The sequence below is a fragment of the Lactococcus ileimucosae genome (genome assembly GCF_943193185.1).
In the GTDB taxonomy this organism is placed as follows: domain Bacteria; phylum Bacillota; class Bacilli; order Lactobacillales; family Streptococcaceae; genus Lactococcus; species Lactococcus ileimucosae.
Window position 1 is genome coordinate 136228 of sequence record NZ_CALPDE010000001.1, and the last position, 18963, is coordinate 155190.

Sequence of the window (18963 nt, forward strand, 5' to 3'; positions counted from 1 at the left end):
ATTTCCTCCTATAAGACATATTCTTGAATCACTTGGGCGACTGCATGCTGGTCATTTGTAAAGTCTGAAATGATATTGGCTGCTTGCTTAACTTTTGGCACGGCATTTTTCATGGCTACACCATAGCCTGCCCACGAAATCATGCTCAGGTCATTTTCCTCATCTCCCATGGCCATGACATTATCAGGTGTGAGCGCTAACTGTTCGATGAGCTTGGATAGACCAAAAGCTTTATTTATCCCCTTGGGCATGAACTCTAATAAGATATCACGTGTCTTAAAAATTTCAAACCGCTCAAATAATTCCTTTGGAAACTTTCGAATCTGCGCATCAAGAAAGTCAGCATCTGTACAGGAAACGATTTTGTTGTAAATCCCATCTTGTGGCAGTTGTTCAAAGGTTACTGGATGAAATTCCAGAAGGCTGTTAAGAGAAGTATACTGTGAGGGACGCGCGCTTTTGGTGACATACACGATATCGTCACTCAAAATGTCACAAGGGATTTCCAGAGCAGAAGTTTCTTGTTTAATCAAACGTACATCCTCGTAACTCAGTACCTTTTTAGAGAGGATTTCACCTGTGTTGCGCTGGACCAGCCCACCATTGAAAGTAATGCTGAAATCATCAAAATCCAGCATTTCCAATGTCTCCAAAAAAGGTTGAATGGCTGCCAGAGGTCGTCCTGTTGTCAAAACAACCTCCACACCCTTTTGCCTTGCTGCTTGTATGGCTTCAATATTTTGAGCGGAAATCTTCTTTTTACTGTTAAGTAGGGTTCCGTCAAGATCTAAAGCGATTAATTTTATCATACAATTTCTCCTTATTTCGGTTTGGGGGCGCAAAAAGCTCTAAAGGTGTGAATCTTTTAACGTTTTGGTTTTATCGTATAATTATATCATTTTTTAGCATTTCTTTTCCAATGATAAAAATAAGCCACATCACATGGATATGACTTTGCCATCAGTAAAAAGATAATTTTCGAACATCTTTTTAAACTTTGTTTCATCAGAACATTTCTTTTCTATATTCTGTTACTGTTTTACCTGTCCATTTTTTAAAGGCTCGACTAAATGCATTTACCTCGCTATACCCAACTAAATATGAAATTTCCTCTGTTGGTAGCCCCATTTTTATATAGGAAAAAGCCATTGCTTTCTGAACAGCCTGTAATTCCTGTTTAAAAGTTGTATTTTCTGATGTCAAGTTTCGTTGTAGTGTTCGAACACTGACACCTAAATGGCGTGATATGTCCGCCACCGAAAAAAATCCACTTGGTATGGCTTTGTAAAGTTCCTGTTGAACATGACCAGTAAAACTCTGCTCTCTTTCCTGACGAGCCAAGTGTTGATTCAGCTCTGGTTCCAAGTATTGCCACATGATATTGTTCTGGGTTAGAAATGGCTTGAACAAATCAGTCTTATCAAAAATCAGACGGTTGGTTTCCCCTTTCTGAACCTGAGCTCCAATGGTTTCCAGTGTCACGTCATCATAATCATAAGGACTTTCGACAACTAAGGACAAGTGCTGAGCTCCAACACCAGTTCGCAACAAGCTCAGCACTAACAACTGCTCATTAAGAACAGAAAACTTAGGCAAGGCCATGTTAGCATGGATAAACTTAAAGCTGACTTCGACGGTATTTTCTAATTCAATACTATCCACAACAATTGGACCTGTAATTTTTTTAAAGCGGGCAAAACGCTTGAGGGCTTCTAACCCATTTGGAGAAGATAAAGCGGCAAAAAATGCTGGTACAAACATCTGAATATGAGAAAACTGACTAAGTTGTCGGATATTTTCTTCCGTCATGACTTGATCGAATTCTTGCAAGAGCCGATAATATTCCAAATCGGTTAGACTAATCTCTTCCTTCCAGAGTTTATTAGGTACATTTGCTCTTTCTAAAAGCAAAGGTAGGTCTACACCAATAGATTGCAAAAAATCTTGAAATTGATTAGTAATGTTAAGTTTCATTTTCCTTGTTTTCCTTATTTAGATAATCGTTATACCATGAAAGATTTATTAGTGCCTCATCTATCTCATTGCCGCCATCATCATCATATCAAAGAATTTATCTCCGAAGATACGGCGGATTCCAACAAGAAGTTTTCCTCCACGACCAACAAGATAGCGAGTTCTAGGGTTACGAGCGTTGATGATTTTCAAAACAGTTCGTGAAATAACCTCTGGTTTTGAACCTGGTGTTGGGTTATTTTCCATCTGTTTAATGTAACCATTGACTAACCGTTTATAAGGTCCATTTTTTGATTCATAAGAGAAGTTTTGAGCAACAGTCGCATTAAAGCCTGTGTTAATCATACCTGGCTCAAGGACAACCACCTTGATATCGAACTCTTTGACTTCCATACGGAGGCAATCGCTGAAACCTTCAATTGCATGTTTACTTGCATGATACCAAGCTCCAAGTGGTGTGTAGATTTTTCCACCCATTGATGAGGTATTGATAATCAAACCTTCACGTCGCTCACGCATATAAGGAAGAACTTTCTTTGTCAAACGAGCAACACCATAGACGTTGACTTCAAATTGTTGTTGAACTTTCTCCATAGACAAATCTTCAACTGGACCGTAAAGACCATAGCCAGCGTTATTCCAAAGAACATCAATACGACCTTGCTCTTCAATTACTTTTTTGACTACCGCCTCAATGTCAGCTTCATCTGTCACATCCATTTTCATGATATGTCCACCTAGCGCTTCCAAGTCTTTCATCTTATCAACACTTCGTGCCACGGCGTAAACCGTGTGACCTGCTTTAATCAAATCTTGAGCTGACAATTTTCCCATACCTGATGATGCACCTGTAATCAAAATCACTTTTTTGTTAGACATATTTATAACCTCTTTTGCTTTATTTGATTTATGTATTTATTATAAGGGATTGTTGCGGCAATTGCCACAACATTTCACGCCAATCATTTACCATTTTGTGCCAAAGTATCATCACCTACTGAGGACTGTTCATAAAAAAGGCCCAGTTTCCTGAACCTCCTGTATTTATTCTTATAGAATTTGATAAAACTATTCTATTTTCCAATAGGTGGATAATATAGTCGTGTCATCTTTGGACAATCTATCATTCCTACGCTTACTGACTCTGATGTCAGTAACTGGCCGATTAACTTCATTAACAATAATTAATCAAAGAGCCTAGGACAAAAAACTAGGGACGCCAGATAGATTATTTTCGTTGCAGAAGGAGAAAATAGGCTCAAATTCTGATTCTGCGATATTTTCACAACAACTTTAAATACTCTTGATATAGTCTTTTAGGACTATCAGACCTAAACATTCATCTTTTACCCTCGCTCTGATAGCTGCCCCCTATACGATAAAAAGCCTTGAAAGCAAGGCTTTTCACTATTCAAATGTGCCAAAGGTTTCAAGAAAACATATCATTTAACGATTACCAACCTTTTAACGATAATTAACTACGTAACAATTTCAGTTTTTATACTTAATCACTTATAATTCAAAAAAATATCGCTTAACGAGCTTCTCAATATTTCAAGCTTAAAAACTACCAATATCTCTTTTATTACCGCTATTTATTTCGTTAGATTGTATCCACTAATTGTTTGCCATTTCTAAAGCGATTAATTTTATATCCTTTGTCATGCTTATATTATAACATACTCCGTTACTGGGCACGGACTAATTATGACCCCGAAGCGATAACTTTGCTTTTCTGAAGAAGGAAAGATGCTCTAGCACATATCTTTTCACTCTCTTCTTATTCTAGCAGGCTATCACTATCGAATGCCGAGACAAAAGCAACATAAAAAACCAAGCAATCTTAAACATCGCTTGGTTATGGCTTCTATATGTTTGATGTCCATGCGCCGTCTTGGTCGCGGAGGATGAGGGCGGGCCAATATGGTGCTACTGCTGTGTTGATAGCGCTCACATGATTGAGTACAGTAAATGATCCTGTTACGGCACCTACTGTCATTACTATCCAAGGATGCCATTCCCCAAATGGTGTTCGTGTGAACCCTACATTAGCACGTGAAGCCATCGTTGGGAAAGCTTTGCCTGGGCCCGAAAGATGATTGAGTTCTGCTACAGAAAGGGCAAAGGCCTTCTTCTCGCCATTAGGGTCAACTGCCGCAAAGTCATTTTTCAAAGCAGCCGTAAAGGCTGGGTTTTCAAGGTTTAAAATAAAGGCTCGAGGTGTACCTATGATGGGTATTGCTCCATTGACCACTTCTGAGTTATTAGTAAACCAATTTGCACTGATATGTACATCTGGACCCACTCCAACAAATTCTTTTTGCACAGGTTGAACTTGACGGCGAATAACACTTGGCATATTATTATGCCAATTCTTCATATTATTATCTAAAGTTGAACCATTATAGCTGTCTACACCCGCATTGGTGTTCCACGCACTATTAAACTGAGGAGCTGTTGCCATGACCAAATGATTCCCACCGCCCTTGTTTTCAAGATAGCGGTACTGCGTGCCACGCATAGAGAATGTTTGACCCGGTGTCATTTCACCTAGGATTGGCATACCGCTGCGGACTTCATCCACCAGCTGTTTGGCGAGGGCGCTGTGCTCCTCGTTGCTGCCTTCCCACAGGGCTGCCACATCGCCATCTGTGTTGGCAACCATGTTGGCAACAGCCTTAATCCCGTAATACAAGTCCCCTCTGAGCCCTCCTATGGCAAGAGTGGCTTGGTCAAGGAGGAAGGCTGTCGCTTCCTCTGGGAAGAGCAGATTGGCCCAGTAAGCCCAACCTGTTTGGGGATCCACCACCCAGAAGTTCCCCACACGGTCTTGCACTGGTAAGGCATTCCACTGGCTGAGCAACATGACCGGCTGGTCTTGGATGACGGTTTGACGAGCCGTGTGTGTCCCGTCTTCTGTATCAGGCGGTGTCCCTAAAATAGAAGTGGCTGTACTGCCGTTGGTCCAGTAGCCATCTGTCCCATTTCCGGGATGAGTGACCCCTGTGGCATCTGCTCCGGCATTGGTTCCGTTGGCGCTGACAGAGGTATCGGCCTCTTCGCCCGACTGGGTCCAGTCACGTCCGTCGCCTGCAGCAGCTGTCTTGTGGTTGTCGCGGGCACGGTTAAAGGTCGGCATGAAGTAAGGAGCATTCAGCTGACCTGAGCCGTCTGTGGCTGCGCGGGGCTGCCAACCGACAGTCCAGCGGGCACGGGCGTTGAAGACGGCACCCGGTCCGACACGTTGGCCAACTGTGTTGCCCGAGGCTTCTGGTGTCCAAGGGGTCCATGTCCCGGTGTCTTCCTTGATGGGTTGAACCGCGTTGCCTTCTGCCACCTCTTGTGGGTCGGCTTGGACCAGAGACTCGCCATTGATTTCCATGTATTCGAGGAGCTTAACGCGCACCAAGATAGGCGCATCGCCAAAGTTCTCCGCGAAGACATCCTTGTTACCTGAGGCGCGGTCAAAGTAGTCGTGCAGGCGCCCAACTTCTTCAAAGTTGACACTGACACTGCGGTCATTGATGGCCCGCTGTGTGAAGGAGAACCATGCGAAGGTTCCTGAGATGAGCAGCAAGACTGACAATATGGCTAAAAGGATTCCTAGTTTTTTCCTGTTTCTGTTTGTTGCGTGCATTTTATTTCTTCCTTGTATTTCAAATTTTATGGATATGAGAAGTTTTATGACTTTGGGGTCAAAAACGATTATTTTTTAGCTTTAGTGCAGGGCAAAAAACGTCCCAGTTATCCGGAACGTTTTGGTGCATGCGAAAAAGAAGGGGAATCTACCGCCTGTTGTTGTGTTGTGTTGTGTTGTGTTGTGTTGTGTTGCCTGATTATAAGTCATTGGGGGTGTTTCTCCAAATACAATGGTATCTCTCATCATATTTTAACATGTTGCTTAATATTTATGAAATGTTATCATAATGTTTTGTTATGATAATGACTTTGAGAAAAGTTTTATTAAAAAAGCAACACCGATACCCGCTTATTACAAAAAATCAATCCCTTGATTTCGGATTGATTTTTGAAGTTTTCTAAACTTTGTGTTTATCTGATTCCAAGGATTTTTTCTTCTTCATGAGAGCCACTAGAGCAAGAAGCAAGATACCTGATGCAGTTAAAGTCAAGTCCAAAGTTTCCCCTGTTTTAGGGAGCTCCTTATCTTTCTCTGCAACTGAAGGTTTTTCAGAAATAACCTCCAGTACAAAAGGTTCCCCACTTTCTTGCGGAACTGCTATAAGCTGCGACGGTGGAAGAGGGCTGTCTTTTTCTAATCTTTCCTGAGTTTTTTCCTCTGGAATCAGCAGCTCTTCATCGATACTATAAGCTCTTAACTGAGTGATAGTACCACTATTTCCCGCTTGGTCAATCACAGATAAAACTGCAGTCACAAGTCGATCTGAATCCGCCAATAAGTCTGCCATATGCACAGTTACTCGCCAAGAACCATCTTCTTGTAACGCTACCAGATAGGTCGTATTACCGACAAGCACTGCTAGACTGGCTTCTTTAACATCTGCTGGCAAGCTGAAATGTCCTTCTATCACAGCAATAGCCTGCGCCTGCTCAGTCAGTGAAACACGGTCATCTTGGGCCACATGAAGAATTTCTAACGTAGCACCTTCTAGCGCTTCTGTATCGTGATCCACTGTATATCTTAAACTGTCTGAACTCATGGCACTATTATTGGCGCTATCCTTAGAAGTCAAGATAGCCTCAATAATCAAATCTTCATCTTGCAGTAAATCTGCCGTTGAAATTTCTAAAGACCATGAGCCGTCTGCCGCGACAATTGCACTATAAGTTTGATCGTAAATTTTGAGCAGCAAGCTATATTCAGCCGTATCCGTAGGCAGCATAGCGTGACCTTTAACTGTTATTTTTTCTTGGGCTTGCTCTAGGAGTGTCAAGTGATTGTCTGTCGCAATGCTTTCGATAATCACGCTGTTGCTATGTTCCCCATCCTCCAAAACATCGTCGTCTAAAATAATCTCATTCGCCGGTGGTAGGATACGAATAGGCAAGTCCATCTCTGAAATAGATGCATCACCATCTAAGTCCAAATGTGCTGTTAAGATGATAACTGTAAAGTTTTCATCTGATTCAACGATCGAATCTTGTGTGGTATTGACAAAAACCGTTACCTGCTTTTGCCCTGCTCTAATCCAAATCCCGCCTGAGAGATTTTCAAAATCATCACCCGCACCAGCACTGCCGCCTAAGCTTGTAAATGTCAAATAGACATCATAAGGCTGTTCTTGATCCAGACTAAAGGTGAACTCAGCTTGTTCTCCCTCTTTAATGGTAGGGTTATCGGTGACACGCACAGTTGGTAATGGCAAGATGGCGAATACTTCTCCGTCTGATGCTGTGTTCCCTGCCTGATCTGTAGCAACAGCTGTGACTCCAACTGAAACCGTATAGTCCTCTAAAAACTGGCTGTAGTCGATGTTGGAGAGCGACCATTGGCCATTTACAATGGTAACTCGATACTCCTTGACGCCTCCGAGGGCAGAGGAGAGACTTACAATGATTTCTTGTCCATCTTCAATATCTTCCACATAGCCTGTGATGTTCAAAACTTGACTTTCATAGATGGCGCTGACTGGATTAATGTGAACAACAGCTCGAGTGTCTACGACAAACCCTCTATCGTTATCCTTAATTGTTGCTTTGGCCTCTGTCTTTCCGAGCGTTAGTGCTAAAAGTTGGTTCCCAATATGTGCTTTTGCTGAAATCAACTGCAAACTATAATGCTCCTCATCTGCCTCGTCAAAAGTATCATCAAGCGTCGCGACATCAACAATAACAAAACTTTGACCAGCTTTAAGAACAATCACTCCTGTTTTCCCGATAAAGTCTGAGCTTTCACTGGCTGTACCAGACTTCGTTTGGTAGGTAATCTCAACATCATACGCAAGGGCTGTTTCTAAACTAATAACGAACTGACTACTTTCGCCTTCAACAACAGTCATAGCATCAAGAACCTCAATATTTGGAGGAGTGAAGACAGCTGTCACCCAAACATTGCTTGTTTGATTTCCCGCCTGATCAACTGTTGCAACAGATATACCGAGAGAACCAAGATTAAGGTCTGAGGAGTCAATATCGAAAACTTTCCACTTGCCATTCTCGACAATCGTCTTAAAAACTTTTGCAGTTCCGGTACCACCACTGATTATAAGTGTAACCGTTTGTCCATCTTCAACATCTGTAACTGTACCAGAAACATCAAAAAGTTGGCCTTTATAAATGATGTTGGTTGAGTTTATTGGCTCTGCATCAAAATCAATTCCTGCATAATCATCCGCTTGCCACGGAGCAACTGCCTCTGGACTTGTATTTCCAGAAGGATCAACTGCTTGCGCCACGATATTTCCTGAAGGTTGCCGCGTATCACTCTCTATAGTCCAATGACCGGCTGCATCTAGAGGCACGCCAGCAGTCATCGTTCCATTAGGCCAAGTAACCGTAATCGTCGTCCCAGCCTGAAACGCTCCAACCATATCCCCTGATGCTGTAGGAAACTGGTCATTATCGGCATCCGAAACATAGATAATCGGTTTTCCTGGTGCAGTGATATCCGTATATTGCGTGCTGACTATTGGACTCGCATTCCCCGCAAGGTCGATAGCAGTCACACTTAACGTACCGCTAGTTTGAGGAGTTGGGCTCTCTACAGTCCAAACTCCTGTTGCATCGACAGGAATATTAAATGTTTTTGTACCGTCTGGCCAGGTGACCGTGACAGTCGTGTCTGGTGCAGATGTACCTGTGGCGTTGATTCGATCATTTCCGTCTGGATCAGCAGCAACGATAGTGGGGATTTCAGACACTTGTGCCAGTAGTGGTTCTATCTGCTGCTGCTCTCCACTCAAAGTTTGTTCAGAAACAGAGAGCACTTCTCCCGTTTGGACCTTATAAGTTACTGCAGTAGGAAGATTACTCATATCTGCATCCAAATTTTCTTGAGCAGGTGCTTGGTCAAATAAGACAAAGTGATTATCTTCAAGGAAGGCCTGCGTATCATCATAGACGAAGATTTCAAGATTGAAAGCAATATCATGCCCGTCAATGGCAACAACGGCTGACATATCATTCACTCCGACAGGTGTACCCGCCTCACGCAGTTGTACAAATAATGCTTCGACAATTTCATCAACATAGCCATCAATAATCGTTTCCGATGTGTTGGCGTAAATAGCAGCCGAAGCAGAAATCAAAAGTGAACGCTCAATCTCTGCCCGTAAGGCAGTATCATCAGCCCTGTTTGATATGGAAAAATTATTGAGTTGCTTCGCAATAATCTCTTGACTGCTTTGTTCTGCTGAAACCTTCTTAACTGGCCAAGCTGTCCCAACGGCAGCACCTAAGCCTGCAGCGACTGTGGCAGTCATCACGACATTGCCAAATTTTTTCAAGCGTTCCAGTCTTGCCTCTGGACTGGAATAGCGTGTGTGTGTTGTGTGCATAAAAACTCCGTTCTAATTTTATTTTAACTTTGCAATCATTATCTCATAATTATCGAAAGTAAAAAAACGATATAAGGCTTGAACATTTTTCGGAGCAAATCAAAACACTATCTTTGAAACGTAAAAAAAAAACTCCTGAGGAGCTTTTTCATTTATAAAATTACTATTTTGTTTTTTCTCTTAATTTTTTTTGCAAAAATTTATCGTAATTTCGCACGGACGGGGTGAAATAAAGAAGGAAAGCTGATAATATGCCACCAAATCCTGCAATGATAAGCATATTTTGTACACCGATAGTATCTGCAACAGGCGCTGCAAAAATAAGGCCTATTGGTCCAGCAAAACTCATCAAGGCAGAAACAATCCCCATGACACGCCCTAGATATTGCGGTTCAAAAGACTGCTGTGTCAGCGCCATATTCATCGTATTAAAAATCTGTCCGACAACACCTGCTAAAACGTTAAGGACGAGGAAAATCCAAAATCCCGTCATGTTCCCGGGAAGGAACCCAGAGCCCCCAATGGTTAAACCTACTACAAGATAGGCCATGATAATCCAAGGCATCCGGTCTTTAACCTTACCAAAGACACCCACAGCAAAAGAGCCGACAAGCATTGCTGCCGCATAAAGAACTTCTACCCAGCCCGCATGAACAATCGTACCACCAAAATATTTCGTCGTGACCAAAGGATAGAGGCTCATGGCTGGCATAAAGAGAAGCATGAAGAGCCCCCCGATAAGTGTCATTTTCCACATCGGCTTATTGTTCCTTAGGATATTGAAGCCTTCTTTGGCATCTCTGAACACAGCAATTTTTTCACCCTGAGTAGAAACTTCAGGAATTTTAACCAGAAGCAGCATACCTGCCCCTAAAATAAAGCCAATGACATCAAGTAGAATAACCCAGTGGATAGGAAAGGCAGCGACCATGAAAGCCCCAATACCCGGGGAAACGATGAAAACCAAAGACTGAATCATCCCAAACTGCCCGTTTACTCTAGTAATTTCGTGCTTAGGTACCATGGTAGGCATGATAGACTGGACCGTTGGCATTTGAGCGGTTTGTGCCACTGCACGAATCCCGATAGTAATAAAAACCATCCAGAGTGGATATACCTCATGGTTAATCCCATAAATAAAGAGCCCTAGGGCGATAACAGCAACAATGGCATCATAAAAAATTAAAAGAAATTTCTTGTTTATACGATCGATGAAAGGCCCGACCAAGGGACTAAGAATAGCCATCGGTAACATACCAACCAAGGTTGCGATAGCAAGGACAGATTCTTCCCCAGATTCGAGAGTAAGATACCAAATAATTGCATATTGGACAATCATCGATGTTACACCAGTTAAGAGCTGCCCTATCAAAAACAAGTAAAAATTCTTTCGCCAGTTTTCTGGTTTGATTGTAGTTGTATTCAAATTATATTTTCCTTCTTAATAAAATCAAGTATTCTTTTGCAGTTATAGCAACTTTTATTATTAATTCTTCTTCAAAGCGCTTTATTATTCTATCATATTCGTCTCATATAACCAAAAGGAATGAAAAAAGATATTTTTCCGGAAAAAATTTAGTGAAAAAACAAATCTCTTTACGTACTAATATATGGAGAGGATTTATGAGCTTTATCAGGAATAAATAATTTTGTTTTTTGAGGTCTTTTTATGTTTATTTTTCCAACACAAACAGATTTCAAAAGAGAGGAGGGTCACTAGAAAGTTCATAAAACTTAGGGAAAAAACAAAGAGTTATAAGCAGTCTTTTTCCAAAACCATCAGACACTGGATAGGAGAAAGACTTGTCAAGTAGAAATGCTGTGGAAATTTCCGCATAAATGTCGCTAAAGGAGACAACAACAATGATAAAAAGCAGAACAAAATTTTTTACAACAATAGGGATTCTAATCTTAAGTGCAGTGCTTGCAGGATGTTCAAAAGGAGACACAAACAAATCAAGCACAACAAAGCCAGAACAAAGTAAGACAGAAGAAAAATCAACATCTTTTAATTTTATTGCCAGTAAAAATCAACCTGAAACAGTCAAGGACTTTCTCCCTGTATTTGCACAACAGCTAAAGAAATATAATGAGGTTGCCGAAAAAATCTGGCCTAATAGTGCCGTTACTCAGGTTCCTGTTGTCTTAGAAGACACAGACAGTAAAAAGATGTGGAAAATCACCCCAGATGGGCAAATCAGTGATTTTTCTGACAAAGAAGCTGAAGAAATGAATGTCGATCGTTCAGAGTCACCCGGTACCTGGGGCTATTACGGCAAGCAGTTTGGAAAGTTCGGGGTTGATGCAAACTATAATGTGCATGGTAAGGATCTTAAGGATGGAGGAATGTATTTTTCTCTGGATGATGCTACACTCAAAGACAAGGAACTTTTTAATCGCTATCCACATTTAGGCTCTTACGATGCCTTGGTCTTTGTCTTACATGAAAATTTTCATATCTTTGAACAAGAAAAATGGGACAAGTTACCTGAAGAAGAAATTGCAAAAATTGGCTCTAAAAAAGACCAACATCTTGATGAAGTAGATGCTCGAGTTATCCGTTACCAGTTGATTCAAGAGTTAATGAAAGCTGTTGCTCAGCCAAAAGACAAGTCCTTAGTTTTGCAAGCAATTGCCACTTATAATGAGTATAAATCAAAGCATAAAACCGACTTTGACCATGCCCAATATTGGGATCGTACAGAAGGTTCTGCTCAGTATATGGAAATTATGGCAGCATTATATACTTACTTCCCAGATCAACTTCGCACAGATGAGGATATCACTCAAGCCATCCAAACCTTAGGAAAGCAAACTAAAGGGTACGGAACCTCTACTGGAAATGTAGAGGAAGCGTATGATGTTGGTGCTTTTGCAAGTCTTTTATTGGATCGCTATGACACGTCATGGAAAACGAAGCTCATGAAAGATAAAGACACTACACCAATGAGTTTATTAGCCGATTATTTCCAGAATGACAAACTTCCTGATTACACCCCCCTTGATGAAGGTGATAAAAACAAGCTTATAGAGAAAATATCAAGTAAGAAAAAAGAACTTGTTACTTATCAAAAAGAATCATTGGAACAAATGAAAAAAGATCTCCAGTCCGCCCAAGATCCCCAGCAAAAAGCAACATTAGAAAAAGAAATCAAAGCTCTTGAAGAGAAAATTGCAGCCCTAGAAAAATAATCGAAATAAAGAAGACAAAATCATATCTCTTGAGTAAACATTTAAGAGATATGATTTTTCATTTTATAATCTATTTCCATTCCTGCATTTGATGTATTTCCTGCTCATCCTCCCTAATGGCACAAAATACTTCAACAGCTTAAAAATTTTTTTAAATCAGCGATATAACAAACAATACTGCAATGAGTACAACTAACAACAAAAGTGATTCCCATATGATGAGAGAAAGCAAGGGATTCAAGCCTTTGATATGTAGCCGATCCGCAATCCCATCCAATAAATTCTTATTCATATGTATAATATATCAAAAAGTTTAATGTTTTGCAATACGATTTCTTTATTTTTTCGTAAATATTTCCTAAAATTACATTTTTCCTTTGTGCTTCTTTCTTTAGCTCACATAAAAAGCGAGGCGTTCAACATGAAGGAGGCAACTTTTATACTCCTCCATGCCTTTTTTCAAATTCTTTTTCCACAAAATATCCCGACAAGAAAATCGCGAAGAGTATTCCTATCATCCCCAAGAGCATTGCGGCCATGTCTGCCAGAAGCAGCTTGGAATTTATTATTTCTGCAAAGCTATAATGAAGTCTTACAAACCAAAGAATAAGACTAAGCGATGAACCTAATAATCCAAAAAACAATGTATTTACAGCAGTGCCAAGAATTTGTTGAGAAATTATAAAGCGTTGCTCTCTAAACTGAGACAGTGTCATCTGCGCATCTTGTTCTACAACTTCGGATAAGCTAGCAACAAGTGCCATGGCTGCCTCTGCTACTGCTCCCAACATCGAGATAACCATAACCACAACTGCAACATTGGAAAAGTTCAAGCCAATAGCTAAAGACAGTTCTTCTAGCTCCTCCGTATCTTCAATTGCAAAGCCTTGGAGATTGCCCAAATATTGTACAAGAATCGCTAAAATCATCAGCGAAAAAACAACAATAAAACTTGCTTTGAAAGAGATGTTGGTCACCATATTGTCATCTGAGGACATATAAATAGCAACTGCTAAAATTAAGACAGAGACGACACATAAAAGAATAAATGTATTCGCCCCCCATGACAGGAGCGTTATCATAAGAAAAATCAGGACAAAGTTGATCAATAATCCGAAAAGGTTGCGTAGCCCTTCCCATCCTGAAACGAGAACAAGTAAAAGCGCTAAAATGAGAAAGAGAACCATTAAACTATTCATTTTATTGTCTCCCTTCTTAAAGCAAAGCTTGTCACCAAAGCCGTTATGGGAACTGCAAGAACAATACCGATAGCAGAGATAATCGTCTGTAAGAGCCCTAAGTTAAGCGCCGTTCCAGCAATATAATCCCATGTGTTCCCGTTTCTCAATAAGAGCAAGGTCATCGGAATCGTTTCTGCCATAAAAATCATAAACAGAACATTAGTCAATGTCCCGATAATCTCTTTCCCAATTTCCATGCCTGACTTTATATAATCCTTCTGGCTCATGTTAATATCATTGGCCTTGTTTTGACGATAAAGGCCAAATAAACCCGCAACAATATCTCCTGTACCATCCATAATTGCTCCGAGCACACTTATGATTGCTCCAACAAAGAAAAACAAGATGGGATTTTGTGTCACATAGCTCATGTTTTCAAAATGTACACCTGAATTTCCTGTAGCTTTCAAAATAGAAAGTGTCAGTAAGAAGGTTATGATACTTGTTAAAATAGTCGTCAATAAGGTAAGGAACATCTGCCGTGTAAAGCCAAGTACAAAACTCAAAGAACTGAATGCGAAAAGAAAGGCTAAACAAGAAAAAGTAATCAGAGCATTGACAGAGGTAAAATGAATGTCAAAAGCAAGAGCTAAGACAAAGTAAAGAAGGTTTAATGCGAGCGAAACAGTTAAAAATAGTGAAGCACGCCAGCGAATAAAACTTAGCAGCAGCCCAATAAAAAGCACTGCTAAGCTTACAATGACTGCATCGCGTTTTTGTCCGACAATCTGCATTTTACCTGCGCTTTTTCGTAGAAGAATTTTTTGATTTTTACGAAAAATTTGCCCTGTTACCTGAGACTGATGTGTGCTATTTTGTAAATGTAAAATTTCATTTTTTTGAGCTGTATTGAGCAGTTTAACCGTAAGGTTTTGCTGTATCTCAGTGTCCTTGTTACCAAAATTATCATCCAATGTTGCCTTTTCAACATGCTTTACTTCTTCAATGATGCCCAAGGGTTCTTGATAAAATTGAGCATTATTATCCATGATAAGAAAAGCTGCCACTGCAGCCAAGCAGGGCAGAAGAATTTTTTTCAAAAAGAATTTAATCATTATCTTTTACCACAGCTAAGACAACAAAGTAGCCCAGCAAATAAATCACAGCAAAGCCTAAAATCAACCCCAAGGGGAATTTTGTCTTAGGCTGTCTTTGCGAGATAGAAAATCCAAACGAAGCCTGCTTGTCGTTAGGAAGCTCAATCAAATAAGGATAATCTAAATTTTCAGTATTGGTCATCAGAGACATGGTAACAGGAACTTTTTGTATGTTTTGAACCTGCATGCGGTACTGACCGGCGGTCATGTCTGTTCTTAACACAGTTATCGCATCTTCTGGAAGTATGGCTTGCTCAGCCACTTTTTTCCATCCTCCTGCTTCCTTTTTCTCGATAATCAACTTCATTTCCATAGTCGCATAGGATTTGAAATCAATATGATTGGCAGAGGTAGCAAGCTCAAAAGGCTGGGAAAGACTTTCCCCCGCACCAAGTTCAATACTCCCCTTACTGTAGCCAAAGTGATTGAGAGAATGTTGTTGCGCATTGACGGTAATCTTCTGCTTAGGCTGTACCTGCATTAGGGTAAGCATCAATCCTAATGACAAAAATGCCATTACTGGATAAGCTATTTTTAAAAACTTCTTTCTTCCCTTTTCAGGTTTAAAGGAGGCCTTTTCAGAAAAAATCTTATCAAAACTCAGCGCAGCAGCAAGTATAATCAGCGCAATCGTCATAAATTGATAACGCGGTTTAACTTCCCAAAGTAACGTGTGAAAGAGCGTAATCCCCATCGTTGTCAAAATAGACAAAGAAAAAACTGAGATTTCTTCCTCTTTTGATTTCCAAAGGCGATAAACAATGGCCAGGAGGAAGAGGGTCATAAGTGCTTTGGCATAGGTTGAAATAAGGATATTAACAGCCCCGATATTATCAATCAGCCAGCCAGGCCCTTTGGTCCAGTTATAATGTCCAGAGAAAAGTTGATAATCTGTTGCTGTAGCAAATGTTCCACAAGACCATAGCTGCCCAAATTTTCCAAGGAGAAGCACTGGAATCATCCAAGGCTTTTGTCCCAGATATGCGAGTCTTTCTTTTATCCCTGCAATATTTGCATCTTTTGCTGTCTCGAAACCAAAGTGATTGAGTGTATAGTCACGATCAGCAGGAGTCCAAGTTCCCATCGAGTCCGTGTTAATCCCTTCATAAATCCAGTTGAGAGTTGGAAAAACGTCTGGACCTTTGAGATCGTATTGCATCACACTCGCTAAACCACGAGTCACTCCCATCGCTAAAATAATTCCTACAAGAGAAGCTAAAAGGAGTTTAGTGATAGAAAGCCATAATTTTTTGTATTTTTGACGCTGGCTAAAAGCTACCAAGCCGAGTATGGCCAAAGCAACTAAAACGATAATAATATTGGGGCGCGCCAAGTATCCTACTGCAAAGAGGAACGCTGTACTGATAAATTGCCAAACGCCAAACGTCTCTGTTTTTTGTAGTTTATCAAACTTAAGTGCAATAATCAGTAAGACTAAAATCGCAAAACCGTCAGAGTAACCTACTCTTAGAAGAAAATCGTAATTCATTGGAAGAATGACCATGAGTAAGGCAACAAAGGCTGCAAGAGCTGCTCTTTTCTTCCAAAGAAAACGAATCATCAAGATCCAAATGCTCGTATTAATAAAAATATTGAAAGCATAAAAAATCACATAATAAGACACATGAAGCAATTGAGCAAGTTTCATAAATCCGACGTTCAGAGCCACTAAGGGAAGGAGGTTAGGATATTGTCGAATCCAAACATCCCAAACCATATCTCCCTGCATAATGCGTGTCGCTTGAGCTTGTATGTGCCAAGGGTCTCCGAAAACCATCATATGAATCTGAGTAACAGAAATAATCTGAAACAAAATAAATACCGCAAAAAAGGCGAAAATAAATATTTTCAGGCCTTTTTTATTCATCTTATGGAATTTTTGATAGGCAAAACGGAGAAGGAAAAAGAGCAAACCAGCCAACAATAATACAGAAATTGGTTCTAAAAAACCCACATCCGTATAGGGCTGTATAGCCATAAGCACCAAAGCTGCAGCAAAGAGTCCGAGCAAAATGCGATACATGCTTTTATTCAGAAAGTCCATTTTTCCTCCTATAAGATTTGATAAAGTCAACCAAGCCCATAGTTGCTAAGACAAGCATTACTGGCGCAAAGTTATAAAGATAACGCGAGTTGGCTTCCCAAAGTAAGAGAAAGCCTGTGAGACCTACCATTGAAAGTCCAACAATAAACCACTCTGTTTTATGTTTTTTGAAAATCCCCAAAAAGATTTCATACCACATAAGTGGAACAATAGCCAACCAATAAAGGGTTTGGGCCGCTTTGAGCAATAGCCAGCCCGTGATATTGCCTTCTTCTGGAGCAAAACTTGTCCAGTCAAAGTAACGGAAAACAAAGGGATTAGAATGACGATAGGTGTAAAAGAAGCTACTCAAATCACCATTAAACCATGTATACATAATCTTACGCCAGAGTTGTAATAGAATATCAAAAACACTCATCTCTCTCAGATTATTCTTAAGGCGCTGTGCAATTCCCTCTTTTTTAGATTCTACGTCTGTAAATGATTGGGAATAGGCCAAAACGTCTGGATTAAAGCCCCCGTATCTATTGATGGGATCAAAGGACATTGTGATCCAGTGAATCATCGGCAAATTGTAACGGTCATTGGCTGCCTCTGAAAATGCGGGATCTGAGGAAACCACAGACTTGACCCCTTGCTGAACACCAACAAAGAGAAGTGCGGCAATAGGCAGCATGATGAGAAGCTTCTTCCATTTGCGATTAAGAATGAGGAAACAAAAGACAGCAATCATCGGAATAAAAACTGTTGGCTTTATGCTAAATCCGAGAAATACAACCAAGCAGGCAGCAACCCACCACATCATCATCTTGCTTGTTTTCTCTGCTTTAAGTGCGTAAACCATAAAGAGCAGACCAAAAATGACAAATGGCAAAGTGGCTGTATCAGTATAGAGCTGAGCACCATAGATATAAAAAGGGAAAAATCCAAAGGCCACCAAATTATAGAGCAGGGCCATTTTAACATCGGATATCTTTTTAATCAAGAGTGAACCACCTAAGACGGAAAGGCTGGTAAGAACTGCTGCTACAGCTGTCGTTGCTAAAATAAGAGAAGAATAGGTCCTAAAAGGGGCAAAAATCGTATTATAAACTATCCCAAAAAATTGGTTATTAGGGTAGCGCAAGAAATACAAGAGCTGATCTTCTGTCATTGGCAGATTTATAAAGGAACGTCCCCCCAAGTAAAGACTGTTTCTCAAGATGACAAAGAAATCCCAATCATGTGCCGAATCAGGGACATGAATAATAAAGAAAAAAGGAACAAGCAATACTGCAAGTCCTAAAATCCACATTGACATTTTATAGTAACGTTGGATTTTATTTTCTGTCAGGGTAGCTATTTTTTTGAATGAGCGATAAACGAAAACCATGTAGGCGGCTGCGATAAACATGCAGACATTCCCTAAAATGAAAGCTGTAATATACTTCTCATTCCAAGCGGGCGTTTCCATGATTACATAGATATTTGTTCCGAGCCAAAGAAGGCCAAAAATACTTGACCAAAAAATCTTAAACTTTTTCGGATCTTTTAAGTGCTGATGTAGTGTATTCAACTTTATTTTCCTTTAGTACATTTTGTAGAAGTTGATTGGATTTTCCCAATACAACAAACTGATATTCCTTGCCGATATAAATAAATCGAAGCGTCCTTGGCGTAACTTTAACTGAGCTCATATAAGCGAAATCTATTTTGAGCATCCCTAAACGAAAATCCCGAGAAAAATGCAAGGCATCCTCTGCAGCAAAAAATCGACGTTGTCTCACTAAAAAGTAAAAAGCAAAAACCAGAAAGACAAGGATAGAGATTTGAAACCAATTCGTCCGAAGATTATTTTCATAGAAAAGCACTTGCTGGAAAGAAAGAAGAATAACCCACCATGTCCAAGCTATTTTATAAGCATTTGTCAAAGGCTGAAAATATCCTGATTTCATAAAAGT

At 40.3% G+C, this 18963-nt stretch carries 12 protein-coding genes; 1 reads left to right on the forward strand and 11 read right to left on the reverse strand.

The features are described 5' to 3' along the window. Positions 1-8: 8 nt before the first annotated feature. The 6 genes from NFR51_RS00610 to NFR51_RS00635 form a co-directional block, all read right to left on the reverse strand. Complete coding sequence (locus NFR51_RS00610; protein WP_251711842.1) at positions 9-809, reverse strand: Cof-type HAD-IIB family hydrolase; 801 nt, start codon at positions 807-809, stop codon at positions 9-11. 196 nt (positions 810-1005) lie between these two features. After that, positions 1006-1974, reverse strand: a complete 969-nt coding sequence (locus NFR51_RS00615) for an AraC family transcriptional regulator (RefSeq protein ID WP_251711843.1) — start codon at positions 1972-1974, stop codon at positions 1006-1008. A 60-nt stretch (positions 1975-2034) separates the two neighbouring features. Beyond that, entirely contained in the window at positions 2035-2853 is an 819-nt protein-coding gene (locus tag NFR51_RS00620) for an oxidoreductase (protein ID WP_251711844.1), read from the reverse strand. Positions 2854-3841: 988 nt separating this feature from the next. Further along, positions 3842-5356, reverse strand: a complete 1515-nt coding sequence (locus tag NFR51_RS00625; RefSeq protein ID WP_439108846.1) for a hypothetical protein — start codon at positions 5354-5356, stop codon at positions 3842-3844. A gap of 655 nt (positions 5357-6011) precedes the next feature. After that, positions 6012-9449, reverse strand: a complete 3438-nt coding sequence (locus tag NFR51_RS00630) for an Ig-like domain-containing protein (protein WP_251711846.1) — start codon at positions 9447-9449, stop codon at positions 6012-6014. A 163-nt stretch (positions 9450-9612) separates the two neighbouring features. Next, positions 9613-10875, reverse strand: coding sequence for an MFS transporter (locus NFR51_RS00635; protein ID WP_251711847.1), 1263 nt, complete (start codon positions 10873-10875; stop codon positions 9613-9615). Positions 10876-11312: 437 nt separating this feature from the next. Here NFR51_RS00635 and NFR51_RS00640 point away from each other — a divergent pair, with 437 nt between their 5' ends. Continuing rightward, the gene (locus tag NFR51_RS00640) at positions 11313-12641 is read left to right on the forward strand and encodes a hypothetical protein (protein WP_251711848.1); all 1329 of its coding nucleotides are present in this window, start codon (positions 11313-11315) and stop codon (positions 12639-12641) included. 437 nt (positions 12642-13078) lie between these two features. On the opposite strand, the gene NFR51_RS00645 is transcribed toward NFR51_RS00640, so the two are convergent. Genes NFR51_RS00645 through NFR51_RS00665 form a run of 5 tightly spaced genes read right to left on the reverse strand, consistent with a single transcriptional unit; the run spans position 13079 to position 18957 of the window. Continuing rightward, the gene (locus NFR51_RS00645; RefSeq protein ID WP_251711849.1) at positions 13079-13840 is read right to left on the reverse strand and encodes a YibE/F family protein; all 762 of its coding nucleotides are present in this window, start codon (positions 13838-13840) and stop codon (positions 13079-13081) included. Next, positions 13837-14937: a YibE/F family protein gene (locus NFR51_RS00650; protein WP_251711850.1), complete on the reverse strand. Its 1101-nt coding sequence runs from the start codon at positions 14935-14937 to the stop codon at positions 13837-13839. Before NFR51_RS00650 ends, NFR51_RS00645 begins: the two co-directional genes overlap by 4 nt. Beyond that, positions 14930-17023 (reverse strand): hypothetical protein, encoded by a 2094-nt coding sequence (locus tag NFR51_RS00655; RefSeq protein WP_251711851.1) that lies wholly within the window; start codon positions 17021-17023, stop codon positions 14930-14932. The genes NFR51_RS00650 and NFR51_RS00655 overlap by 8 nt, the downstream gene beginning before the upstream one ends. After that, positions 17007-18578 (reverse strand): ArnT family glycosyltransferase, encoded by a 1572-nt coding sequence (locus NFR51_RS00660; protein ID WP_251711852.1) that lies wholly within the window; start codon positions 18576-18578, stop codon positions 17007-17009. Before NFR51_RS00660 ends, NFR51_RS00655 begins: the two co-directional genes overlap by 17 nt. Next, a complete protein-coding gene (locus tag NFR51_RS00665; RefSeq protein ID WP_251711853.1) occupies positions 18535-18957 on the reverse strand; it encodes an EbsA family protein in 423 nt (140 codons plus the stop codon). The genes NFR51_RS00660 and NFR51_RS00665 overlap by 44 nt, the downstream gene beginning before the upstream one ends. Between the last annotated feature and the right edge of the window lie 6 nt (positions 18958-18963).

Coding starts and splice junctions, on each gene's coding strand:
- NFR51_RS00610 (WP_251711842.1), bottom strand. CDS start 809: ATGATAAAATTAATCGCTTTAGATCTTGACGGAACCCTACTTAACAGT.
- NFR51_RS00615 (WP_251711843.1), bottom strand. CDS start 1,974: ATGAAACTTAACATTACTAATCAATTTCAAGATTTTTTGCAATCTATT.
- NFR51_RS00620 (WP_251711844.1), bottom strand. CDS start 2,853: ATGTCTAACAAAAAAGTGATTTTGATTACAGGTGCATCATCAGGTATG.
- NFR51_RS00625 (WP_439108846.1), bottom strand. CDS start 5,356: ATGGAAATCAATGGCGAGTCTCTGGTCCAAGCCGACCCACAAGAGGTG.
- NFR51_RS00630 (WP_251711846.1), bottom strand. CDS start 9,449: ATGCACACAACACACACACGCTATTCCAGTCCAGAGGCAAGACTGGAA.
- NFR51_RS00640 (WP_251711848.1), top strand. CDS start 11,313: ATGATAAAAAGCAGAACAAAATTTTTTACAACAATAGGGATTCTAATC.
- NFR51_RS00645 (WP_251711849.1), bottom strand. CDS start 13,840: ATGAATAGTTTAATGGTTCTCTTTCTCATTTTAGCGCTTTTACTTGTT.
- NFR51_RS00650 (WP_251711850.1), bottom strand. CDS start 14,937: ATGATTAAATTCTTTTTGAAAAAAATTCTTCTGCCCTGCTTGGCTGCA.
- NFR51_RS00655 (WP_251711851.1), bottom strand. CDS start 17,023: ATGGACTTTCTGAATAAAAGCATGTATCGCATTTTGCTCGGACTCTTT.
- NFR51_RS00665 (WP_251711853.1), bottom strand. CDS start 18,957: ATGAAATCAGGATATTTTCAGCCTTTGACAAATGCTTATAAAATAGCT.